The sequence below is a fragment of the Neorhizobium fuzhouense genome (assembly GCF_042611105.1).
GTDB classification, from domain to species: domain Bacteria; phylum Pseudomonadota; class Alphaproteobacteria; order Rhizobiales; family Rhizobiaceae; genus Neorhizobium; species Neorhizobium galegae_A.
In genome coordinates this window covers 124272-139935 of the sequence record NZ_JBHFFP010000010.1, presented here as the reverse complement: position 1 = coordinate 139935, position 15664 = coordinate 124272, and the positions used below count along the sequence as shown (strand labels likewise).

Annotated in this window: 13 protein-coding genes; 6 read left to right on the top strand and 7 right to left on the bottom strand. The window is 62.2% G+C overall.

The annotated features are described in order from the left end of the window. Positions 1–5: 5 nt before the first annotated feature. The 5 genes from ACEXP3_RS17885 (at position 6) to ACEXP3_RS17865 (ending at position 6137) form a co-directional block, all read left to right on the top strand. Positions 6–1319: an NAD(P)/FAD-dependent oxidoreductase gene (locus ACEXP3_RS17885; RefSeq protein WP_377298467.1), complete on the top strand. Its 1314-nt coding sequence runs from the start codon at positions 6–8 to the stop codon at positions 1317–1319. Positions 1320–1529: 210 nt separating this feature from the next. After that, complete coding sequence (zwf, locus tag ACEXP3_RS17880) at positions 1530–3002, top strand: glucose-6-phosphate dehydrogenase (RefSeq protein WP_377298466.1); 1473 nt, start codon at positions 1530–1532, stop codon at positions 3000–3002. Positions 3003–3007: 5 nt separating this feature from the next. Beyond that, positions 3008–3706, top strand: a complete 699-nt coding sequence (gene pgl, locus ACEXP3_RS17875) for a 6-phosphogluconolactonase (RefSeq protein WP_377298465.1) — start codon at positions 3008–3010, stop codon at positions 3704–3706. Positions 3707–3810: 104 nt separating this feature from the next. Continuing rightward, on the top strand, positions 3811–5631 hold the full coding sequence (gene edd / locus ACEXP3_RS17870) for a phosphogluconate dehydratase (RefSeq protein WP_377298464.1): 1821 nt from the start codon (positions 3811–3813) through the stop codon (positions 5629–5631). Positions 5632–5762: 131 nt separating this feature from the next. Continuing rightward, positions 5763–6137 (top strand): VOC family protein, encoded by a 375-nt coding sequence (locus ACEXP3_RS17865; protein WP_377298463.1) that lies wholly within the window; start codon positions 5763–5765, stop codon positions 6135–6137. Between the two features lie 168 nt (positions 6138–6305). On the opposite strand, the gene ACEXP3_RS17860 is transcribed toward ACEXP3_RS17865, so the two are convergent. The 6 genes from ACEXP3_RS17860 to ACEXP3_RS17835 all read right to left on the bottom strand — a co-directional run bounded on the left by ACEXP3_RS17860 (position 6306) and on the right by ACEXP3_RS17835 (position 13361). Then, on the bottom strand, positions 6306–6662 hold the full coding sequence (locus tag ACEXP3_RS17860; RefSeq protein WP_210104142.1) for a hypothetical protein: 357 nt from the start codon (positions 6660–6662) through the stop codon (positions 6306–6308). A 256-nt stretch (positions 6663–6918) separates the two neighbouring features. Further along, positions 6919–8007, bottom strand: coding sequence for an ABC transporter ATP-binding protein (locus ACEXP3_RS17855; RefSeq protein WP_377298462.1), 1089 nt, complete (start codon positions 8005–8007; stop codon positions 6919–6921). A 24-nt stretch (positions 8008–8031) separates the two neighbouring features. Then, a complete protein-coding gene (bglA, locus tag ACEXP3_RS17850) occupies positions 8032–9687 on the bottom strand; it encodes a beta-galactosidase BglA (RefSeq protein ID WP_377298461.1) in 1656 nt (551 codons plus the stop codon). A 27-nt stretch (positions 9688–9714) separates the two neighbouring features. Beyond that, positions 9715–10878, bottom strand: coding sequence for a carbohydrate ABC transporter permease (locus tag ACEXP3_RS17845; RefSeq protein WP_377298460.1), 1164 nt, complete (start codon positions 10876–10878; stop codon positions 9715–9717). A gap of 1 nt (position 10879) precedes the next feature. After that, on the bottom strand, positions 10880–11893 hold the full coding sequence (locus ACEXP3_RS17840) for a carbohydrate ABC transporter permease (RefSeq protein WP_377298459.1): 1014 nt from the start codon (positions 11891–11893) through the stop codon (positions 10880–10882). Positions 11894–11999: 106 nt separating this feature from the next. After that, the gene (locus tag ACEXP3_RS17835; protein WP_377298458.1) at positions 12000–13361 is read right to left on the bottom strand and encodes an ABC transporter substrate-binding protein; all 1362 of its coding nucleotides are present in this window, start codon (positions 13359–13361) and stop codon (positions 12000–12002) included. Between the two features lie 275 nt (positions 13362–13636). On the opposite strand from ACEXP3_RS17835, the gene ACEXP3_RS17830 reads away from it, so the two are divergent. After that, the gene (locus ACEXP3_RS17830) at positions 13637–14668 is read left to right on the top strand and encodes a LacI family DNA-binding transcriptional regulator (protein ID WP_377298457.1); all 1032 of its coding nucleotides are present in this window, start codon (positions 13637–13639) and stop codon (positions 14666–14668) included. Positions 14669–14729: 61 nt separating this feature from the next. Here ACEXP3_RS17830 and folD read toward each other — a convergent pair whose 3' ends face one another. Beyond that, positions 14730–15629 (bottom strand): bifunctional methylenetetrahydrofolate dehydrogenase/methenyltetrahydrofolate cyclohydrolase FolD, encoded by a 900-nt coding sequence (folD, locus tag ACEXP3_RS17825; protein WP_377298456.1) that lies wholly within the window; start codon positions 15627–15629, stop codon positions 14730–14732. Between the last annotated feature and the right edge of the window lie 35 nt (positions 15630–15664).

The following is a 15664-nucleotide window of genomic DNA, read 5'->3' as shown; positions in this document are numbered from 1 at the left end:
GCCGCATGAACGGCACTGAGAACAGCATGCGCGACACATGGCAAAGCCCGATCGCACCCGGCCTCTCCTGGTATCAGGACACGATTGTCGAACGCCCGGCCTATGCGGCGCTCGACGGTTCGACCCGCGCGGATGTCGCCATCATCGGCGGCGGCTTCACCGGCCTGCAGGCGGCCTATAACCTTGCCAAGCGCGGCGTCGACGTTCTCCTCATCGAAGGGGGCCGCTTCGGCGACGGCGCCTCCGGGCGCAATGGCGGGCAGCTTGGAAGCGGGCAACGCGCCTGGCCGGACGAGCTTGAGCCGGAACTCGGCTATGAACGCTCCCGCGCCTTGTTCGATCTGGCGGAGAATGCCAAGCGCTATCTTCTCGATTTTGCCGAAACCCATGGCATCGACATGGATTTTCAGTCCGGCCAGATGAATGTCTCGCACAAGAAGGGCCATGAGGATGCCTATCGGCGCTCCGCTGACATTCTGGCGACCCGTTACGATTATCCGCACGTCAAATTCATGGACCGCGAGGAGACGGCGGCCCGGCTCGGCTCCTCGGCCTATCATTACGGCGTGCGCGATACCGGCACCGGCCATATCCACCCGCTGAAGCTGCTGGTGGGGCTGGCGCGGGCAGCAGCGCAAGCCGGAGCGCGGATCTGCGAGATGACGAGGGCGCTGAGCATCACGCAAAACGGCGGCAAGACGCTGATCGAGACGCCGTCAGGCCGCATCACCGCCGACCGTGTGCTGATTGCCACCAATGCCTATATCGGCAATCTGGAACGCGAGACGGCAGCCCATGTCATGCCGATCCGCTCCTTCATTGCCGCAACCGTGCCGCTCGATGCGTTTCCAAAGGTCATCCCCGGCAACGAGGCCGTGGCCGATAGCCGCTTCGTCGTGCGTTATTTCCGCAAAAGCAAGGACGGGCGCCTGCTGTTTGGCGGGCGCGAGGCCTATACCGCCGACAGCCCGCGTGACATTTCCCGGCATATCCGCAAGCAGATCGCCGAGCTTTATCCGGATCTGAAGGACATCGACATCAGCCATGCCTGGGGCGGTTCGGTCGGCATTACGCTGACGCGAAAGCCGTTTGCGCGCGAGGTGATGCCGGGCGTCACCTCTATCGCGGGATATTCCGGCCATGGCGTCATGCTGTCAAACTATGCGGGTAAGATGTATGCTGACGTGGTGGCCGGCAATTCCAGCGAACTGGATCTTTTGACCGACCTTCAGGTTCCGCCCTTTCCCGGCGGACAGCGATTGCGCGGCCCCCTTCTGTTTCTGGCGCTGACCTGGTTTGCGCTTCGGGACAGATTTTGAGGCCGTCACCGACAAAGGGCCGGCACAAGGATCAAATGGAATGCAGGCCGACAGGATAAAGTGGCCACCCTGCCCTTCACCCCGTGACGGGGCGCCACGCAACCAAAGCTGAAACGGCTACGCCCGCGACAAAATCACAGAAGCGGGCTGGCATTTTTAAATCGATTAGATTATGAAATCCACAACCTCGAGACTTGGAAAGTGCAAGGCATGAGCAGCCAGATCATCCCCGTGGAACCCTTTGACTATGTCGTCTTCGGCGGCACCGGCGACCTTGCTGAGCGCAAGCTCCTTCCGGCCCTCTACCATCGCCAGATCGAAGGCCAGTTTACCGAACCGACCCGCATCATCGGCGCCTCGCGCAGTGCGCTGACGCATGAGGAGTTTCGCACCTTTGCCAAGGACGCGCTGAAGGAATTCCTGAAGGAAGGCGAATATGACGATGCGGAAGTCGCAAAGTTCCTGGCCCGCCTGTTCTATGTGTCGGTGGATGCCAAGTCCGATACCGGCTGGGATGTGCTGAAAAAGCTGCTGGACGACGGCAAGGACCGCGTGCGGGCCTTCTATCTCGCCGTCTCGCCGGCGATTTTCGGGGCGATTTCCGAAAAGATCCGCGATCACAAGCTGATCACCAAGTCCACCCGCATCGTGGTGGAAAAGCCGATCGGCCGCGACCTTGCTTCCGCCCTCGACCTCAACGACAATATCGCCAAGGCGTTCAAGGAAGAACAGATCTTCCGAATCGACCACTATCTCGGCAAGGAAACCGTGCAGAACCTGATGGCGCTGCGCTTTGCCAATGCGCTCTACGAGCCCCTGTGGAATGCGCAGTATATCGACCACGTGCAGATCACGGTGGCCGAATCCGTCGGCCTTGAGGGCCGCGCCGGCTATTACGATACCGCCGGCGCCCTGCGCGACATGGTGCAGAACCACATCCTTCAGCTTCTCTGCCTTGTTGCCATGGAAGTGCCGTCCTCGATGGATTCGGAGGCCGTGCGCGACGAAAAGCTGAAGGTGCTGCGCGCGCTGAAGCCGATCACCGCGGCCAATGCCGAACTGATGACGGTGCGCGGCCAGTACCGCGCCGGTGCGTCTGCCGGCGGCCCGGTCAAGGGCTATCTGGAAGAGCTGGAAGGCGGCGTCTCCAACACGGAGACCTTTGTCGCCATCAAGGCGGAGATCAACAACTGGCGCTGGGCGGGCGTTCCCTTCTACATCCGCACCGGCAAGCGGCTCGCCAGCCGCATGTCGGAAATCGTCATCACCTTCAAGCCGATCCCGCACAACATCTTCGATCCCGCGGCCGGCCGCATTTCGGCCAACCAGCTGATCATCCGCCTGCAGCCGGATGAAGGCGTCAAGCAGTCGCTGATGATCAAGGACCCCGGCCCGGGCGGCATGCGCCTGCGCAACGTTTCGCTCGACATGAGCTTTGCCGCCGCCTTCAACGTGCGCAATCCCGATGCCTACGAGCGCCTGCTGATGGACGTCATCCGCTCCAACCAGACGCTGTTCATGCGCCGCGACGAAGTGGAAGCGGCGTGGAAATGGGTGGATCCGATCCTCAAAGCCTGGGAAGCCACCGGCCAGCTGGCGCAGGGCTATACTGCCGGCACCTGGGGTCCGAGCCAGGCGATTGCGCTCATTGAGCGTGACGGCCGCACCTGGCACGAGGGTTGATGCCGATGAGCGCACATCTTCATAGCTTCGCCGATGCCGAGGCGCTGGCTGCGCAACTGGCGATCGACGTCTCGATGGCGTTGTCGCAGGCGATTGCCGCGCGCGGCTCCGCCTCGCTGGCCGTCTCCGGCGGCTCCACGCCCAAGCGCTTCTTCGAGGCGCTGTCTTCGCGCGATATCGCCTGGGACCGGGTGACGGTAACGCTGGTGGACGAGCGTTTCGTGCCGGCGGACAATCCGCGGTCCAACCATCTGCTGGTTACGACCCACCTTCTGAAGGACAAGGCGGCAGCGGCGATCTTCCTTCCGCTCTATGCCGACGTGGCGTCTGCCCTACAGGCCGCCGCCATTGCCACGGACCGCACGGCCGATATCGGCAATCCCTTCGATGTGGCGATCCTCGGCATGGGAACCGATGGGCACACCGCCTCGTTCTTCCCGGGCGGCAACCATCTGGAACGTGCCATTGCGGCAGACACGCCGCGCGGCGTGATGACCATGGATGCCGATGGTGCCGGCGAAGAACGCCTGACCTTTACCTTCACAAGCCTTTCCGATGCGCGCCTTCTCATTCTGCATATCGAAGGCGAGCAGAAGAAGGAGGTTCTGGCGCGTGCGCAAAGTGGTTCAGACGAGCTGGACATGCCGATCCGCGCCGTGCTGAACCGGGCGCAATCCGACCTCGAAATCTACTGGGCCCCCTGAGCGGAGCCCGCACCGGCGCTGCAGCCTGCGGCGCCGGTTGCAACGCAAACCTTTAAAACCGGCGGGCACTCCCGGCCCGCCGCGTCGATTTATGGAGATTGGCCATGGCTGCCCATTCGAGCATCGAAGCGATCACCGCCCGCATAGTCGAGCGATCCAAGCCGCACCGCGAGGCCTATCTCGGCCGCGTGCAGAAGGCGATTTCGAAGGGCGTTCACCGCTCCACCCTCTCCTGCGGCAACCTCGCCCATGGTTTTGCCGTCTGTTCCCCCGCCGAGAAGGACGCGCTCGCCGGCGACGTCGTTCCCAATCTCGGCATCATCACCGCCTATAACGACATGCTGTCCGCCCACCAGCCCTATGAGCTCTTTCCGCAGATCATCCGCGATGCTGCGCGCGAAGCCGGCGGCGTGGCGCAGGTGGCCGGCGGCGTGCCGGCCATGTGCGATGGCGTCACACAAGGCCAGCCGGGCATGGAGCTGTCGCTGTTTTCGCGCGATGCGATTGCCATGGCAGCCGGCATCGGCCTTTCCCACAACATGTTCGATTCCGCCGTCTATCTCGGCATCTGCGACAAGATCGTGCCCGGCCTCGTCATTGCAGCGCTGACCTTCGGCCACCTGCCCGCCATCTTCATTCCGGCAGGCCCGATGACGACGGGGCTTCCGAACGACGAAAAATCCCGCATCCGCCAGCTCTACGCCGAAGGCAAGGTCGGCCGCGCCGAACTGCTGGAAGCTGAATCCAAATCCTACCACGGCCCCGGCACCTGCACCTTCTACGGCACGGCCAATTCCAACCAGATGCTGATGGAGATCATGGGCTTCCACATGCCCGGCGCCTCCTTCGTCAATCCCGGCACGCCGCTTCGCGAGGCACTCACCAAGGAAGCCGTGAAGCGCGCATTGGCCATCACAGCGCTCGGCAACGAATTCACCCCCGCCGGCGAGATGATCGACGAGCGCTCCATCGTCAACGGCGTCGTCGGCCTGCACGCCACCGGCGGCTCGACCAACCACACGCTGCATCTGGTCGCCATGGCGCGCGCCGCCGGCATCCACCTGACGTGGCAGGACATTTCCGAACTGTCGGATGTAGTGCCGCTGCTTGCCCGCGTCTATCCGAACGGCCTTGCCGACGTGAACCATTTTCACGCGGCCGGCGGCATGGGCTTTTTGATCAAGCAGCTCCTGAAAACCGGCCTTGTGCATGACGATGTGCGCACTGTGTTCGGGCAAGGGCTGGAAGCCTATACGGTTGAGGCAAAGCTCGACGAAAAGGGCGCCGTAGTGCGCGAAAAGAGCCCGGAGGTCAGCGGCGATCCAAAAGTGCTGTCGACCATCGACAAGCCGTTCCAGTCCAATGGCGGGCTGAAGATGCTGCACGGCAATCTCGGCAAGGCGGTGATCAAGATTTCGGCCGTCAAGCCGGAGCGCCACGTCATCGAGGCCCCCGCCATCGTCTTCAACGGCCAGCAGGAGCTGCAGGACGCCTTCAAGCGCGGCGAGCTGAACCGGGATTTCGTCGCCGTCGTGCGCTTCCAGGGTCCGAAGGCAAACGGCATGCCGGAACTTCACCGCCTCACCCCGCCGCTCGGCGTGCTGCAGGATCGCGGCTTCAAGGTGGCCCTCGTCACCGACGGGCGCATGTCCGGCGCATCGGGCAAGGTGCCGGCCGCCATCCATGTGACGCCGGAAGCCTGCGACGGCGGCGCGATCGCAAAGATCAAGGACGGTGACATCGTGCGCCTCGACGCGGTGAACGGCACGCTGGAAATCCTCGTCGACGCCGCCGAATTTGCCGCCCGCCCGCTGGCCGACGTCAATCTGGACGACAACGAGTTTGGCATGGGCCGCGAACTCTTCGCCCCCTTCCGTCGCCATGTGGGACCGGCCGATGCCGGCGCGAGCGTGTTTTTCGGGTGATCCTCGAGGAACGACAGGACGCGTGACGGGTCGCAAGACCAACCGGCACGAGGCTGCAGGGACCGGCTGTCGACGACGGCCGGTCGAGTTCCGTCGAAACGGCACCAGCGGTGTCGCCAAGGAGATGACGCATGTTCACCCATGTCATGATCGGCAGCAACGACCTGGAAAAATCCAGGGCCTTCTACGACGCCACCTTCGTGGCCTTGGGCGGCAAGTCCGGCGAAATGGATGCCCGCGGCAGGCTGATCTATCTCCACGAGGGCGGCCGCTTGATGATCACCAAGCCCATCGACGGCAAGCCGGCAACGGCGGCAAACGGCGGAACGATCGGTATCGCAGCACAAAGCCCGGCCCATGTCCTTGCCTGGCACGACGCCGGCGTCATGCATGGCGGCACCTCGATCGAGAGCCCACCCAACGAGCGTCCCAACGGCGCATTCGTCGCCTATCTTCGTGATCCCGACGGCAACAAACTTTCCGCGCGGTCGCAACCGACGAAATGACCGGCTGGGCGGGCGCGGCCTGCATCCCCGAGGCGGTGTTAGGCTCCAAAGCCTGAGTCAGAATGGGGACGCTAAGGCTGGCAACAGATTTAACCCTGGCTGCGCATGAACTTGGAGAAATGTGCTGCGCTCAAATCCATCTGCAGCCACGTCAACCGATCTGCCCCCTCACCAGCTCCGCACATCCAGCTTCTTGTCGCGATGCGCCGGATGCGTGGAGAAGATAAAGATGCGGTCGAGTTCCTTCTGCGTCAGCAGGCGCAGGAAACGGACATCGATCGTGTTGTTGGTGTTGGTGCGCATGAGGATGCAGCCCACTTTCATGATGCGGGCGTCGGGGATATCCAGCACGAACTCGTTGGGCAAATTGTACTGCGTCAGAAGCGCCAACACGGCGCCGCTCATGGAGATGCGCACCACGTCGCAGCGGCGCGACGCCATGTGCATGACGTGCTTTTCGGTATATTCGATGCGTGCGGCGTTCATCGTGTCTTCCATGCGAAACCGCGTCTCGCGGTCATACATGAAGGACTCTTCCCGTTTGAGGTAGTTTTTCGGGTGAACGGTCATCGCGGCCTCGGACATGAACTTTCTGGACGCGATGAGCTTAGAACCGGAAGCTTAATAGAGCGTATGAAGAATAGCTTCAGAATCCGCGACCCTGTCAGATACGATCGATTTGATAGCCCTCACAGCCAGAGCGCAGCCTCTCCGGACGTCAGCACCGGAAGCGGAGAAAGCGCCATTTGCAGCCCGCCGAAGGAGATTATCGGACAGGCTGTCAGCGGCGATAGGTCTGGCCGTCGGCATCGAAGAGATGCATCTTGTCCTCTGTCGCGGTAAAGCGCAGCACGGAACCTTTCTCCGCCTTGAAGATGCCGGGGATCTTGGCAATGATCGGCTCTTCGTCCGAAAGACCGTCGATGTAGAGAAGCGTCACTTCGCCGAGCGCTTCCACGATCGCAACTTTTCCTTCGAAGAGATAGGCGTCGCCGGTCGTCACCGTCAGGTCTTCCGGGCGGATGCCGAAACTTGCGGCCTTGCCCTTTTCCGATGAGGCCGTTGCCACCGGCACCGAGACGGTGGTGCCGCCACGAAGCTCGATGCCGGTCTTTTCGCCGGTCTCCCGGATGGTCGCCGGGATGATGTTCATGGCCGGCGAGCCGATGAATTTTGCAACGAAGAGGTTTTTCGGCCGCTCATAGAGTTCAAGCGGAGCACCGACCTGTTCGATGCGGCCGGCAGACAGAACCACGATCCGGTCCGCCAGCGTCATCGCCTCCACCTGATCGTGCGTGACATAGATCATCGTGGTGTCGGGCATGCTCTCGTTGAGCTTGGCGATCTCGATGCGGGTGGCGACGCGCAGCGCCGCATCAAGGTTGGACAGCGGCTCGTCGAAGAGAAACACCTTCGGATCGCGGCAGATGGCGCGCCCGATGGCCACGCGCTGGCGCTGGCCGCCCGACAGCGCCTTCGGCAGGCGCTCCAGATATTGCGTGAGCTGCAGGATCTCGGCGGCGGCGCGCACGCGCCGGTCGATCTCCTTGCTGCTTTCCTTGGCGATGCGCATGCCGAACGCCATGTTGTCGTAGACCGTCATGTGCGGATAGAGCGCATAGGACTGGAAGACCATGGCGATGCCGCGCTTGGAGGGCGGCACCTCGTTGACCTTCTGGCCATCGATCAGCATGTCGCCGGAGGTGATCTCCTCAAGGCCTGCGATCATGCGCAGCAGCGTGGATTTTCCACAGCCGGACGGTCCGACAAAGACGATGAATTCGCCCTGGGCGATGGTGAGATCGATGCCGTGCAGCACCTTCACCTGCCCATAGGCCTTGCGAACATCCTTCAGAACCAGTCCGGCCATGTGTCTCTCCCCTTTTTCTTGGTGTCAGCCGCGGCGGGCGAAGAAGGCGCCCCAGGCCGGCAGGTTTATGGTGTTGGCCTCGGCCACGCTGTCGAATCCATGGCCCTCCAGCACGGTCCATTCGCCCTCCGGAAGGTCGGCCGCGACCGGCTCGGCGCTCATGTTGAAGAGGCAGAGCACCGTCTCGTTGCCGAGGCTGCGCTCATAGCCAAGCAGATTGCCATGGACCGGCAGGAAGCGGATCTCGCCCTTGGCAAAGGCCGGATGCTGGCGACGGAAGGCGAGGAAGCGGCGATACTGTTCCAGAACCGAGGACTGATCGCCCTGCTGCACGTTGACGGCGCGGATCTGGTGCTCGACCGGGATCGGCAGCCACGGCTTTTCGGCGCTGGAAAAGCCGGCCAGCACCGCATGATCGTCCCACACCATCGGCGTGCGGCAGCCATCGCGGCCCTTGAATTCCGGCCAGAACTGGATGCCGTAAGGATCCTGCAGGTCGCCATAGGCGATATCGGCCTCGGTAAGACCCAGTTCCTCGCCCTGATAGATGCAGACGGAACCGCGCTGCGTCAGAAGAATGGCGGCAAGCAGCTTGGCAAAGGCATCGCGGTCATGCACGTCGGCGCCCCAGCGGCTGACATGGCGCACGACGTCATGGTTGGAAAAAGCCCAGCAGGCCCAGCCCTCGGGCGCCGCAGCGGCAAAGGCATGCTGCACTTCGGCCACCCGTTCGGCCGTCAGCATGTCCGGCGCCAGGAATTCGAAGGCGTAGCACATCTGCATCTTGTCGCCGCCGGACGTGTATTCGCCGACGATTTCCAGCCCGCGCTGGCTGTCGCCCACTTCGCCGACGGCGGCAATCGCCGGAAACTCGTTCAGCACGGCGCGGAAGCGCTTCAGGAATTCGAGGTTTTCCGGGCGGTTCTTGTCGTAGATGTGTTCCTGGAAATTATACGGATTGACGGCCGGAGCCGTCGACGCATTGCGCCGCTCCGGCGCCAGCGCCGGGTTGTCGCGCAACTCCTTGTCGTGGAAGTAGAAGTTGATCGTGTCGAGGCGGAAACCGTCGACGCCGCGCTTCAGCCAGAAGCGCACCACATCCAGCAGCGCGTCCTGAACCTCGGCATTGTGCAGGTTCATGTCCGGCTGCGAGGTCAGGAAGTTGTGCAGGTAGTACTGCATGCGCGTGGGATCCCAGGCCCAGGCCGAGCCGCCGAAGATCGACAGCCAGTTGTTGGGCGGCGTGCCATCCGGCTTGGCGTCTGCCCACACATACCAATCCGCCTTCGGGTTGAAGCGGCTGGAGCGACTTTCGATGAACCAGGCATGCTGGTCGGAACTGTGGGAGATGACGAGGTCGATCATCACCTTGATCTTCAGGCGATGGGCCTCGGCAATCAGCGCGTCGAATTCCGACAGCGTGCCGAACATCGGATCGACGTCTGCATAATTGGAGACGTCATAGCCAAAGTCCTTCATCGGCGACGGGAAGAAGGGCGAGATCCAGATCGCATCGGCACCGAGCGCTGCAATATGTGGCAGGCGCGCGGTAATCCCCTTCAGGTCGCCGACGCCATCGCCGTTGGAATCCTGGTAGGAGCGCGGATAGATCTGATAGATGACCGCGCCGCGCCACCAATCGGTATCCGGCGTTTCGATCGTCTGGGAAAGTGCAGTCATTGCAATATAACCTTGAAAGAGAAGTGCTCAGCCGCCCTTGACGGAACCCGCCAGAAGACCGCGCACCAGATAGCGTTGAAGAGCGAAAAACACCAAAAGCGGCACGATAATGGTAATGAAGGCCGAGGCCGTGAGGATTTCCCAGTTGCCCCCGCGCGAGCCCAGGAGGGCATTCAGGCTGCCCGTCAGCACCAGCTGGTCGCGCCCGGTCCCTAAGAACACGATGGCGATCAGAAGGTCGTTCCACACCCAGAGAAACTGGAAGATGGCAAAGGAAGCCAGCGCCGGAAAAGACAGCGGTAGCACGATCTTCACAAAAATCTCGAAATCCGACGCGCCGTCGACGCGGGCGCTTTCGATGATTTCCTTCGGCAGGCCGGCGATGTAATTGCGCAGCAGATAGACGGCGAGCGGCATGCCGAAGGCCGTATGGGCAAGCCAGATGCCGGCATAGGTCTTCGAGGAGGTGCCGAAGAAACTGCCGACCTCGTTATAGAGCCGCAGCAGCGGAATGAGCGACATCTGCAGCGGCACGACGATGAGGCCGACGACCAGCGCAATGATCAGCGTGCGGCCGGGAAAATGCATCCAGGAGAGCGCGTAAGCGGCAAAGGCGGCAATCAGGATCGGGATGATCGTCGCCGGGATCGTCACCGTCAGCGAGTTGATGAAGGACTGGCCAAGGCCTTCCGCATTCACCACCGTGCGATAATTGTCGAAGGTAAAGGCCGGCGGTGTCGCAACCGAGAGATAGATGCGCTTGCCGCGCGATCCCTCGAACGGCGCGTTCTTTGAGTAGACATAACTGCCATCGAGCTTGACGGTGAGCGTCTCGCCATCGCCGAGGTCGGCCGGCTTATCAGCCGGAAAGGCGGAAGGCTCCTGCACGCGCACGCCGAAAGCTCTGACCGTTCCCCCCTGCCCGCCTTCGAAGACGGAGCCGGTGATGACGTAATTGGCCCCTTCCTGGCGTGCGGTCGACGGATCGCCGAGCCGCCCGGCGCTGGTCTGCGTCGAACTGCTGAAGGCCGTCCACCAGCCGGACGTGGTGATCTGGTCCTTCTGGCGCACGGAGGTAACCAGGATGCCGAGCGTCGGCACCAGCCAGAGGATGGCGATGATGAGAACCGAGAGATGAACGATGAGGCGCGGAAGGCCGACGCGACGGATGCGGGTTGCGATGCTTGCCATCTCAGTGACCTCCCTGCTCGCGGTTGGCCTGGCGGATGTTCCACACCATGATCGGCGTGACGGCTGCCATGATGATGAGGGCGATGACGGCACTTCGGCCGCTGTCGCCACCGCCGCGGAACATCCAGTCGAACATCAGGTTGGCAAGCACCATCGTGTTCCACTGGCCATTGGTCATGGTCAGCACGATGTCGAAGACCTTCAAGACGAGAATGGTGATGGTGGTCCAGACGACGGCGATCGTGCCCCAGATCTGCGGCACCATGATCTTCCAGAAGATCTGCCAGCCATTGGCGCCATCGATGACGGCCGCCTCGATGGTTTCCTCCGGAATGCCGCGCAGCGCCGCCGACAGGATCACCATGGCAAAACCGGTCTGGATCCAGATGAGGATCACCATCAGGAAGAAATTGTTCCAGAAGGGCATGGCGATCCACACTTCCGGATCACCGCCGAAAAAGGTGACGATGGCATTGAGGAGCCCGATCTGCGTCTGCCCCGCACCGCGATATTCATAGATGAATTTCCAGATGACCGAGGCGCCGACAAACGAGATGGCCATCGGCATGAAGACGATGCTTTTGGCGATATTGCCCCACCAGATGCGGTCCGTCAGCACCGCGATGACAAGGCCGAAGAAGGTGCAAGCGGCGGGCACCACCGCAAGCCAGAGGATGTTGTTGAAGATCGACTGGCGGAAACCGTCATCGAAGAAGGCCCAGCGGTAATTGGCAAAGCCGACAAAATTGACGCCGGAGCGATCATAGAAGGACAGGATGAAGGTGGCGATGACCGGATAGACGAGATAGACGGCCAGCAGCAGCAGCGCCGGGCCGAGAAACAGCCAGGGGCGCACCGTGGCGCGGCGGTTGAGATTGCGCGAGGCCTGGGTGACATCGCCATCGCGCACCGGCAGGGCAAGGTTCAACAGCTTGTCGGACAGCCAGTAATAGAATGCGCAGGCAAAGACGCCGACGATCATTACGCCGACAGCCGAGACGATCTGCGATGCCATGTTCCCTCCTCGACGGTCCTGCCCTGGACCCGGCTTGATGCCGCTTGATTGTTTTCAGGCAAGGCACGCCGCCGTTCCTTTCGAACGGCGGCGCCTTTGATGGCGGTTACTTCAGGCCGTCCCAGGCCTTCTGGATGTCGGTGCCCACCTGCTCGCCGGATTCGCCGCCGACGAAATCGACCATGCCGGTCCAGAAGGCGCCTGCGCCGATCTTGCCGGGCATCAGGTCGGATCCGTCGAAGCGGAAGGTGGTGGCGGTGGAGAGGATCTCGCCCTGCTTCTTCAGCGCATCATTGGCATAGGCCTCGACATTCACGCCCTTGTAAGGAGTGAGGAAGCCGGACTGGGCCATCCACACTTCATGGGCGATCGGCGTCTTCAGGAATTCGACAAAGGCCTGGGCGGCCGGCGAATCCTTGGTAATGGCCACCAGTGTGCCGGCACCCAGAACCGGCGTGCCAAGCTCAGGCTTGGAGGCATAGGTCGGCATGTAGAAGAAATCGGCATCTGTGCCGAGCTTGGTGCCTTCGGGGAAGAAGGTCGGGATGAAGGAAGCCTGGTGGTGCAGGTAGCATTTCGGCGGAATGCCGAAGAGGCCCTTCGGGCTGTCGCGGAAGTCGGTCGAGGCAACCGCGGCCACGCCGCCCGACACGTATTTCTCGTTCTTGGCAAACTTGCCGAACTCCTCGATGACGCTCACGACCTTCGGGTCGTTGAACTTCAGCTCGTTCGAGACCCATTTGTCATAGGTGTCGCCGGTGTTCATGCGCAGCATCAGGTCTTCCACCCAGTCGGTGGCCGGCCAGCCGGTGGCACCGCCCGAACCGAGCCCGATGCACCAGGGCGTGCCGCCATCCTTGACGATCTGGTCGGAGAGCTTGAACAGGTCCTCCATCGTCTTCGGCACCTTGTAGCCGGCTTCCTCGAAGTTTTCCGGCACGTACCAGACGAGCGACTTCAAGTCGGCCTTGTAGGGGAAGGCGAAGAAGGCGTCCTTGCCGTCCTTGCCCTTATAGGTGCCAAGCTTCACCCAGCTGTCGCCGGCGCCGTAATTGGTCTTCACCCAGTCGGCCGTGCCGGCCTTCAGCGGCGCAAGGAGACCCTTGGAGGCCAGATCCTGCAGGAGGCCCGGCTGCGGCAGGATGGCGATATTGGGCGCCGATCCGGCCTGCGTGTCGATGACGATCTGCTGCTCGTAGTTTTCCGAGGAGGAATACTGTGCATTGGCGCCGGTCACATCGTTGAAATAGGCCAGCACGCTCTTGAACAGGATTTCGTCGTCGCCGCGCCAGGGACCGAAGATGGTCAGTGCCTGCCCCTTGATGTCGGCATGGGCGGCCTTAAAATCTTCATAGCTTTTCCAGTTGAACTTCGCGTCCTTACCCGGCGCAAACTTCAAGTCTGCAGCGACAGCGGATGTAAAAGCCAGCGAAAATACAGCAACGCCTGCCAGTAATATTGATTTCACGTCGGAATCCTCCCTTTTCGATTGAATCGTCTTCCTGCCCGGATCCTTCCAAACGCCTCCAAAGCGCTTTGAGTGGCAGGAAGCCATGGCCACAGCCCCGAAGTCAAGGGGGTTTTTCAAATGTCTATCAGATACGCAAATTGTGTATGGAGTTGGCGCAAAGGTGAGAAAAGTCCAGTTTTGCGTTTCCGCCAAATAGATGCACTGATACAGTCCGAAGCGCTTTGAGCGCGGCTTGCGGGAGACAGCCGCCTGGGACGGAGAATTAAAGGGTCGTGAACCTCAAACAATTGTCTGAATTGCTCGGCCTGTCGCAGACGACGATCAGCCGTGCCCTCAACGGATATCCGGAGGTGAATGCCCAGACACGGCTTCGCGTGCTGAAGGCGGCTCAGGAGACCGGTTACCGGCCCAACCGCGCCGCGCGACGGCTTGCCACCGGCAAGGCCGGCTCCATCGGCCTCATCATGCCGATTGCGTCGGAACAGTCGGCCGACATCCATTTTGCCGAATTCCAGCGCGGCCTTGCGGATGAATGCCTGGCCCACGAATTCCATTTCGTCATCATGCCCTCCCAGCCGGACGAGGAGGAGCAGGCGATTCGCGGCCTCGTCTCGAGCGGCAGCGTGGATGCCTATTATCTGGCCTATATGCGCCCGCGCGACAGCCGCATCGCCATGGCGAAATCGCTGCCGACACCGTTCATCGTCCATGGCCGCTCGCTCGGCCTTGCCGAAGATTACCCTTACGTGGATGTGGACAACGAGCGGGCCTTTCGCGAGGCAACCGAGCTTCTGCTGGATCTCGGCCATCGCCGCTTTGCGCTGATCAACGGGCCGGCAGACCTCGATTTCGCCATCCGCCGCCAGATCGGAGTGGAAAAGGCGCTGGCCGCGCGCGGATTGAGGCTTTCTCCTTCTGCCATCAGCAACACGCTGATGACCGATGCCAGCGGCTACCGCCAGATGGAGACGATCCTGCGCGGCGAGGTGCGCCCGACGGCGGTGCTCTGTGCCAGCACCGTTCTGGCGCTCGGGGCCGTGCGCGCCATCAACCAGGCGGGACTGGTGCTCGGGCGCGACATTTCCCTGATCGCCCATGACGACGACCTGATGCTGCTGAAGCCGGAAAATTTCATCGTGCCGCTCACCACGACCGGCTCATCGCTGCGCGATGCCGGCCGGCGCATTGCCGAGCGGCTGATCACGGCCGTGGCCGATCCGGATGCCGACATGCCGATTGCCGAATTGTGGACGGCGGAACTGGTGGTGCGCGCCTCGACCGGGCCCGCGCCCCGCACTCCGTGAAACGCAGCATGAGGCACGCGGCCCAGAAATTGAGGCGGCAGTGACGACCCGGCAACCGCCTTTAGAAGGTCGGGACGGGACGGCCAAGCGCGCGGCACGCGGCAATCACGGTATTGGCCATCAGCATGGCGATCGTCATCGGCCCGACACCGCCCGGCACCGGCGTGATGGCGCCAGCAACATCGAGGGCTTCGTCAAAGGCGACATCGCCGACGAGGCGTGTCTTGCCTTCGCCCTTTTCCGGCGCATCGACGCGGTTGATGCCGACATCGATGACGGTGGCGCCGGGCTTCACCCAATCGGCCTTCACCATCCGGGCACGTCCAACGGCCGCCACCAGAATATCGGCATTCCGGCAGACGGCGGCGAGATCCTTCGTGCGCGAATGCGCCATGGTAACGGTGGCATTGGCGGCGAGCAGCAGCAGGCCCATCGGCTTGCCGAAGAGGTTGGAGCGGCCGATCACGACGGCGTTGAGGCCGGACAGATCCTCGCCGTGCTGGTTGCGCACCAGAATCATGGCGCCAGCCGGGGTGCAGGAAATCAGCCCGCTTGAGAGATCGCCGCTCGCCACCTTGCCGGCATTGACGACGTTCAGGCCATCGACATCCTTTTCCGGGCGGATGGACTGGATGACCGGCTCGGATTTGAGGTGGCCCGGCAGAGGCAGCTGCACCAGAATGCCATGCACGGCAGGATCGGCATTGAGCTTGGCCACAAGCTGCTCAAGCTCCTCCTGCGTGGTGTCCTCGGTGAGCGTGAACTGCATGGAATGGAAACCGCACTGCTTTGCCATGCGCCCCTTGGCGCCGACATAGGCATGGCTTGCCGGATCATCGCCGACGATGACGACGGCAAGACCGGGCTTCACACCCACCTCCGCCTCAAGCTTTGCCGCCGCCTGGGTCACGAGATCGGTGACGGCTGCTGCCGACTGTTTTCCATCGATGATCTTCGCCACGCGCATGTCTCCTCAAAGGGTCCGGGTCGACGCCT

What these genes read in the sequence shown, in the direction of transcription:
- ACEXP3_RS17885 (WP_377298467.1), top strand. Translation starts at nt 6, where the DNA reads ATGAACGGCACTGAGAACAGCATGCGCGACACATGGCAAAGCCCGATC.
- bglA (WP_377298461.1), bottom strand. Translation starts at nt 9,687, where the DNA reads ATGACTGCACTTTCCCAGACGATCGAAACGCCGGATACCGATTGGTGG.
- ACEXP3_RS17840 (WP_377298459.1), bottom strand. Translation starts at nt 11,893, where the DNA reads ATGGCATCGCAGATCGTCTCGGCTGTCGGCGTAATGATCGTCGGCGTC.
- ACEXP3_RS17845 (WP_377298460.1), bottom strand. Translation starts at nt 10,878, where the DNA reads ATGGCAAGCATCGCAACCCGCATCCGTCGCGTCGGCCTTCCGCGCCTC.
- zwf (WP_377298466.1), top strand. Translation starts at nt 1,530, where the DNA reads ATGAGCAGCCAGATCATCCCCGTGGAACCCTTTGACTATGTCGTCTTC.
- ACEXP3_RS17860 (WP_210104142.1), bottom strand. Translation starts at nt 6,662, where the DNA reads ATGTATGACCGCGAGACGCGGTTTCGCATGGAAGACACGATGAACGCC.
- ACEXP3_RS17855 (WP_377298462.1), bottom strand. Translation starts at nt 8,007, where the DNA reads ATGGCCGGACTGGTTCTGAAGGATGTTCGCAAGGCCTATGGGCAGGTG.
- edd (WP_377298464.1), top strand. Translation starts at nt 3,811, where the DNA reads ATGGCTGCCCATTCGAGCATCGAAGCGATCACCGCCCGCATAGTCGAG.
- pgl (WP_377298465.1), top strand. Translation starts at nt 3,008, where the DNA reads ATGAGCGCACATCTTCATAGCTTCGCCGATGCCGAGGCGCTGGCTGCG.
- ACEXP3_RS17865 (WP_377298463.1), top strand. Translation starts at nt 5,763, where the DNA reads ATGTTCACCCATGTCATGATCGGCAGCAACGACCTGGAAAAATCCAGG.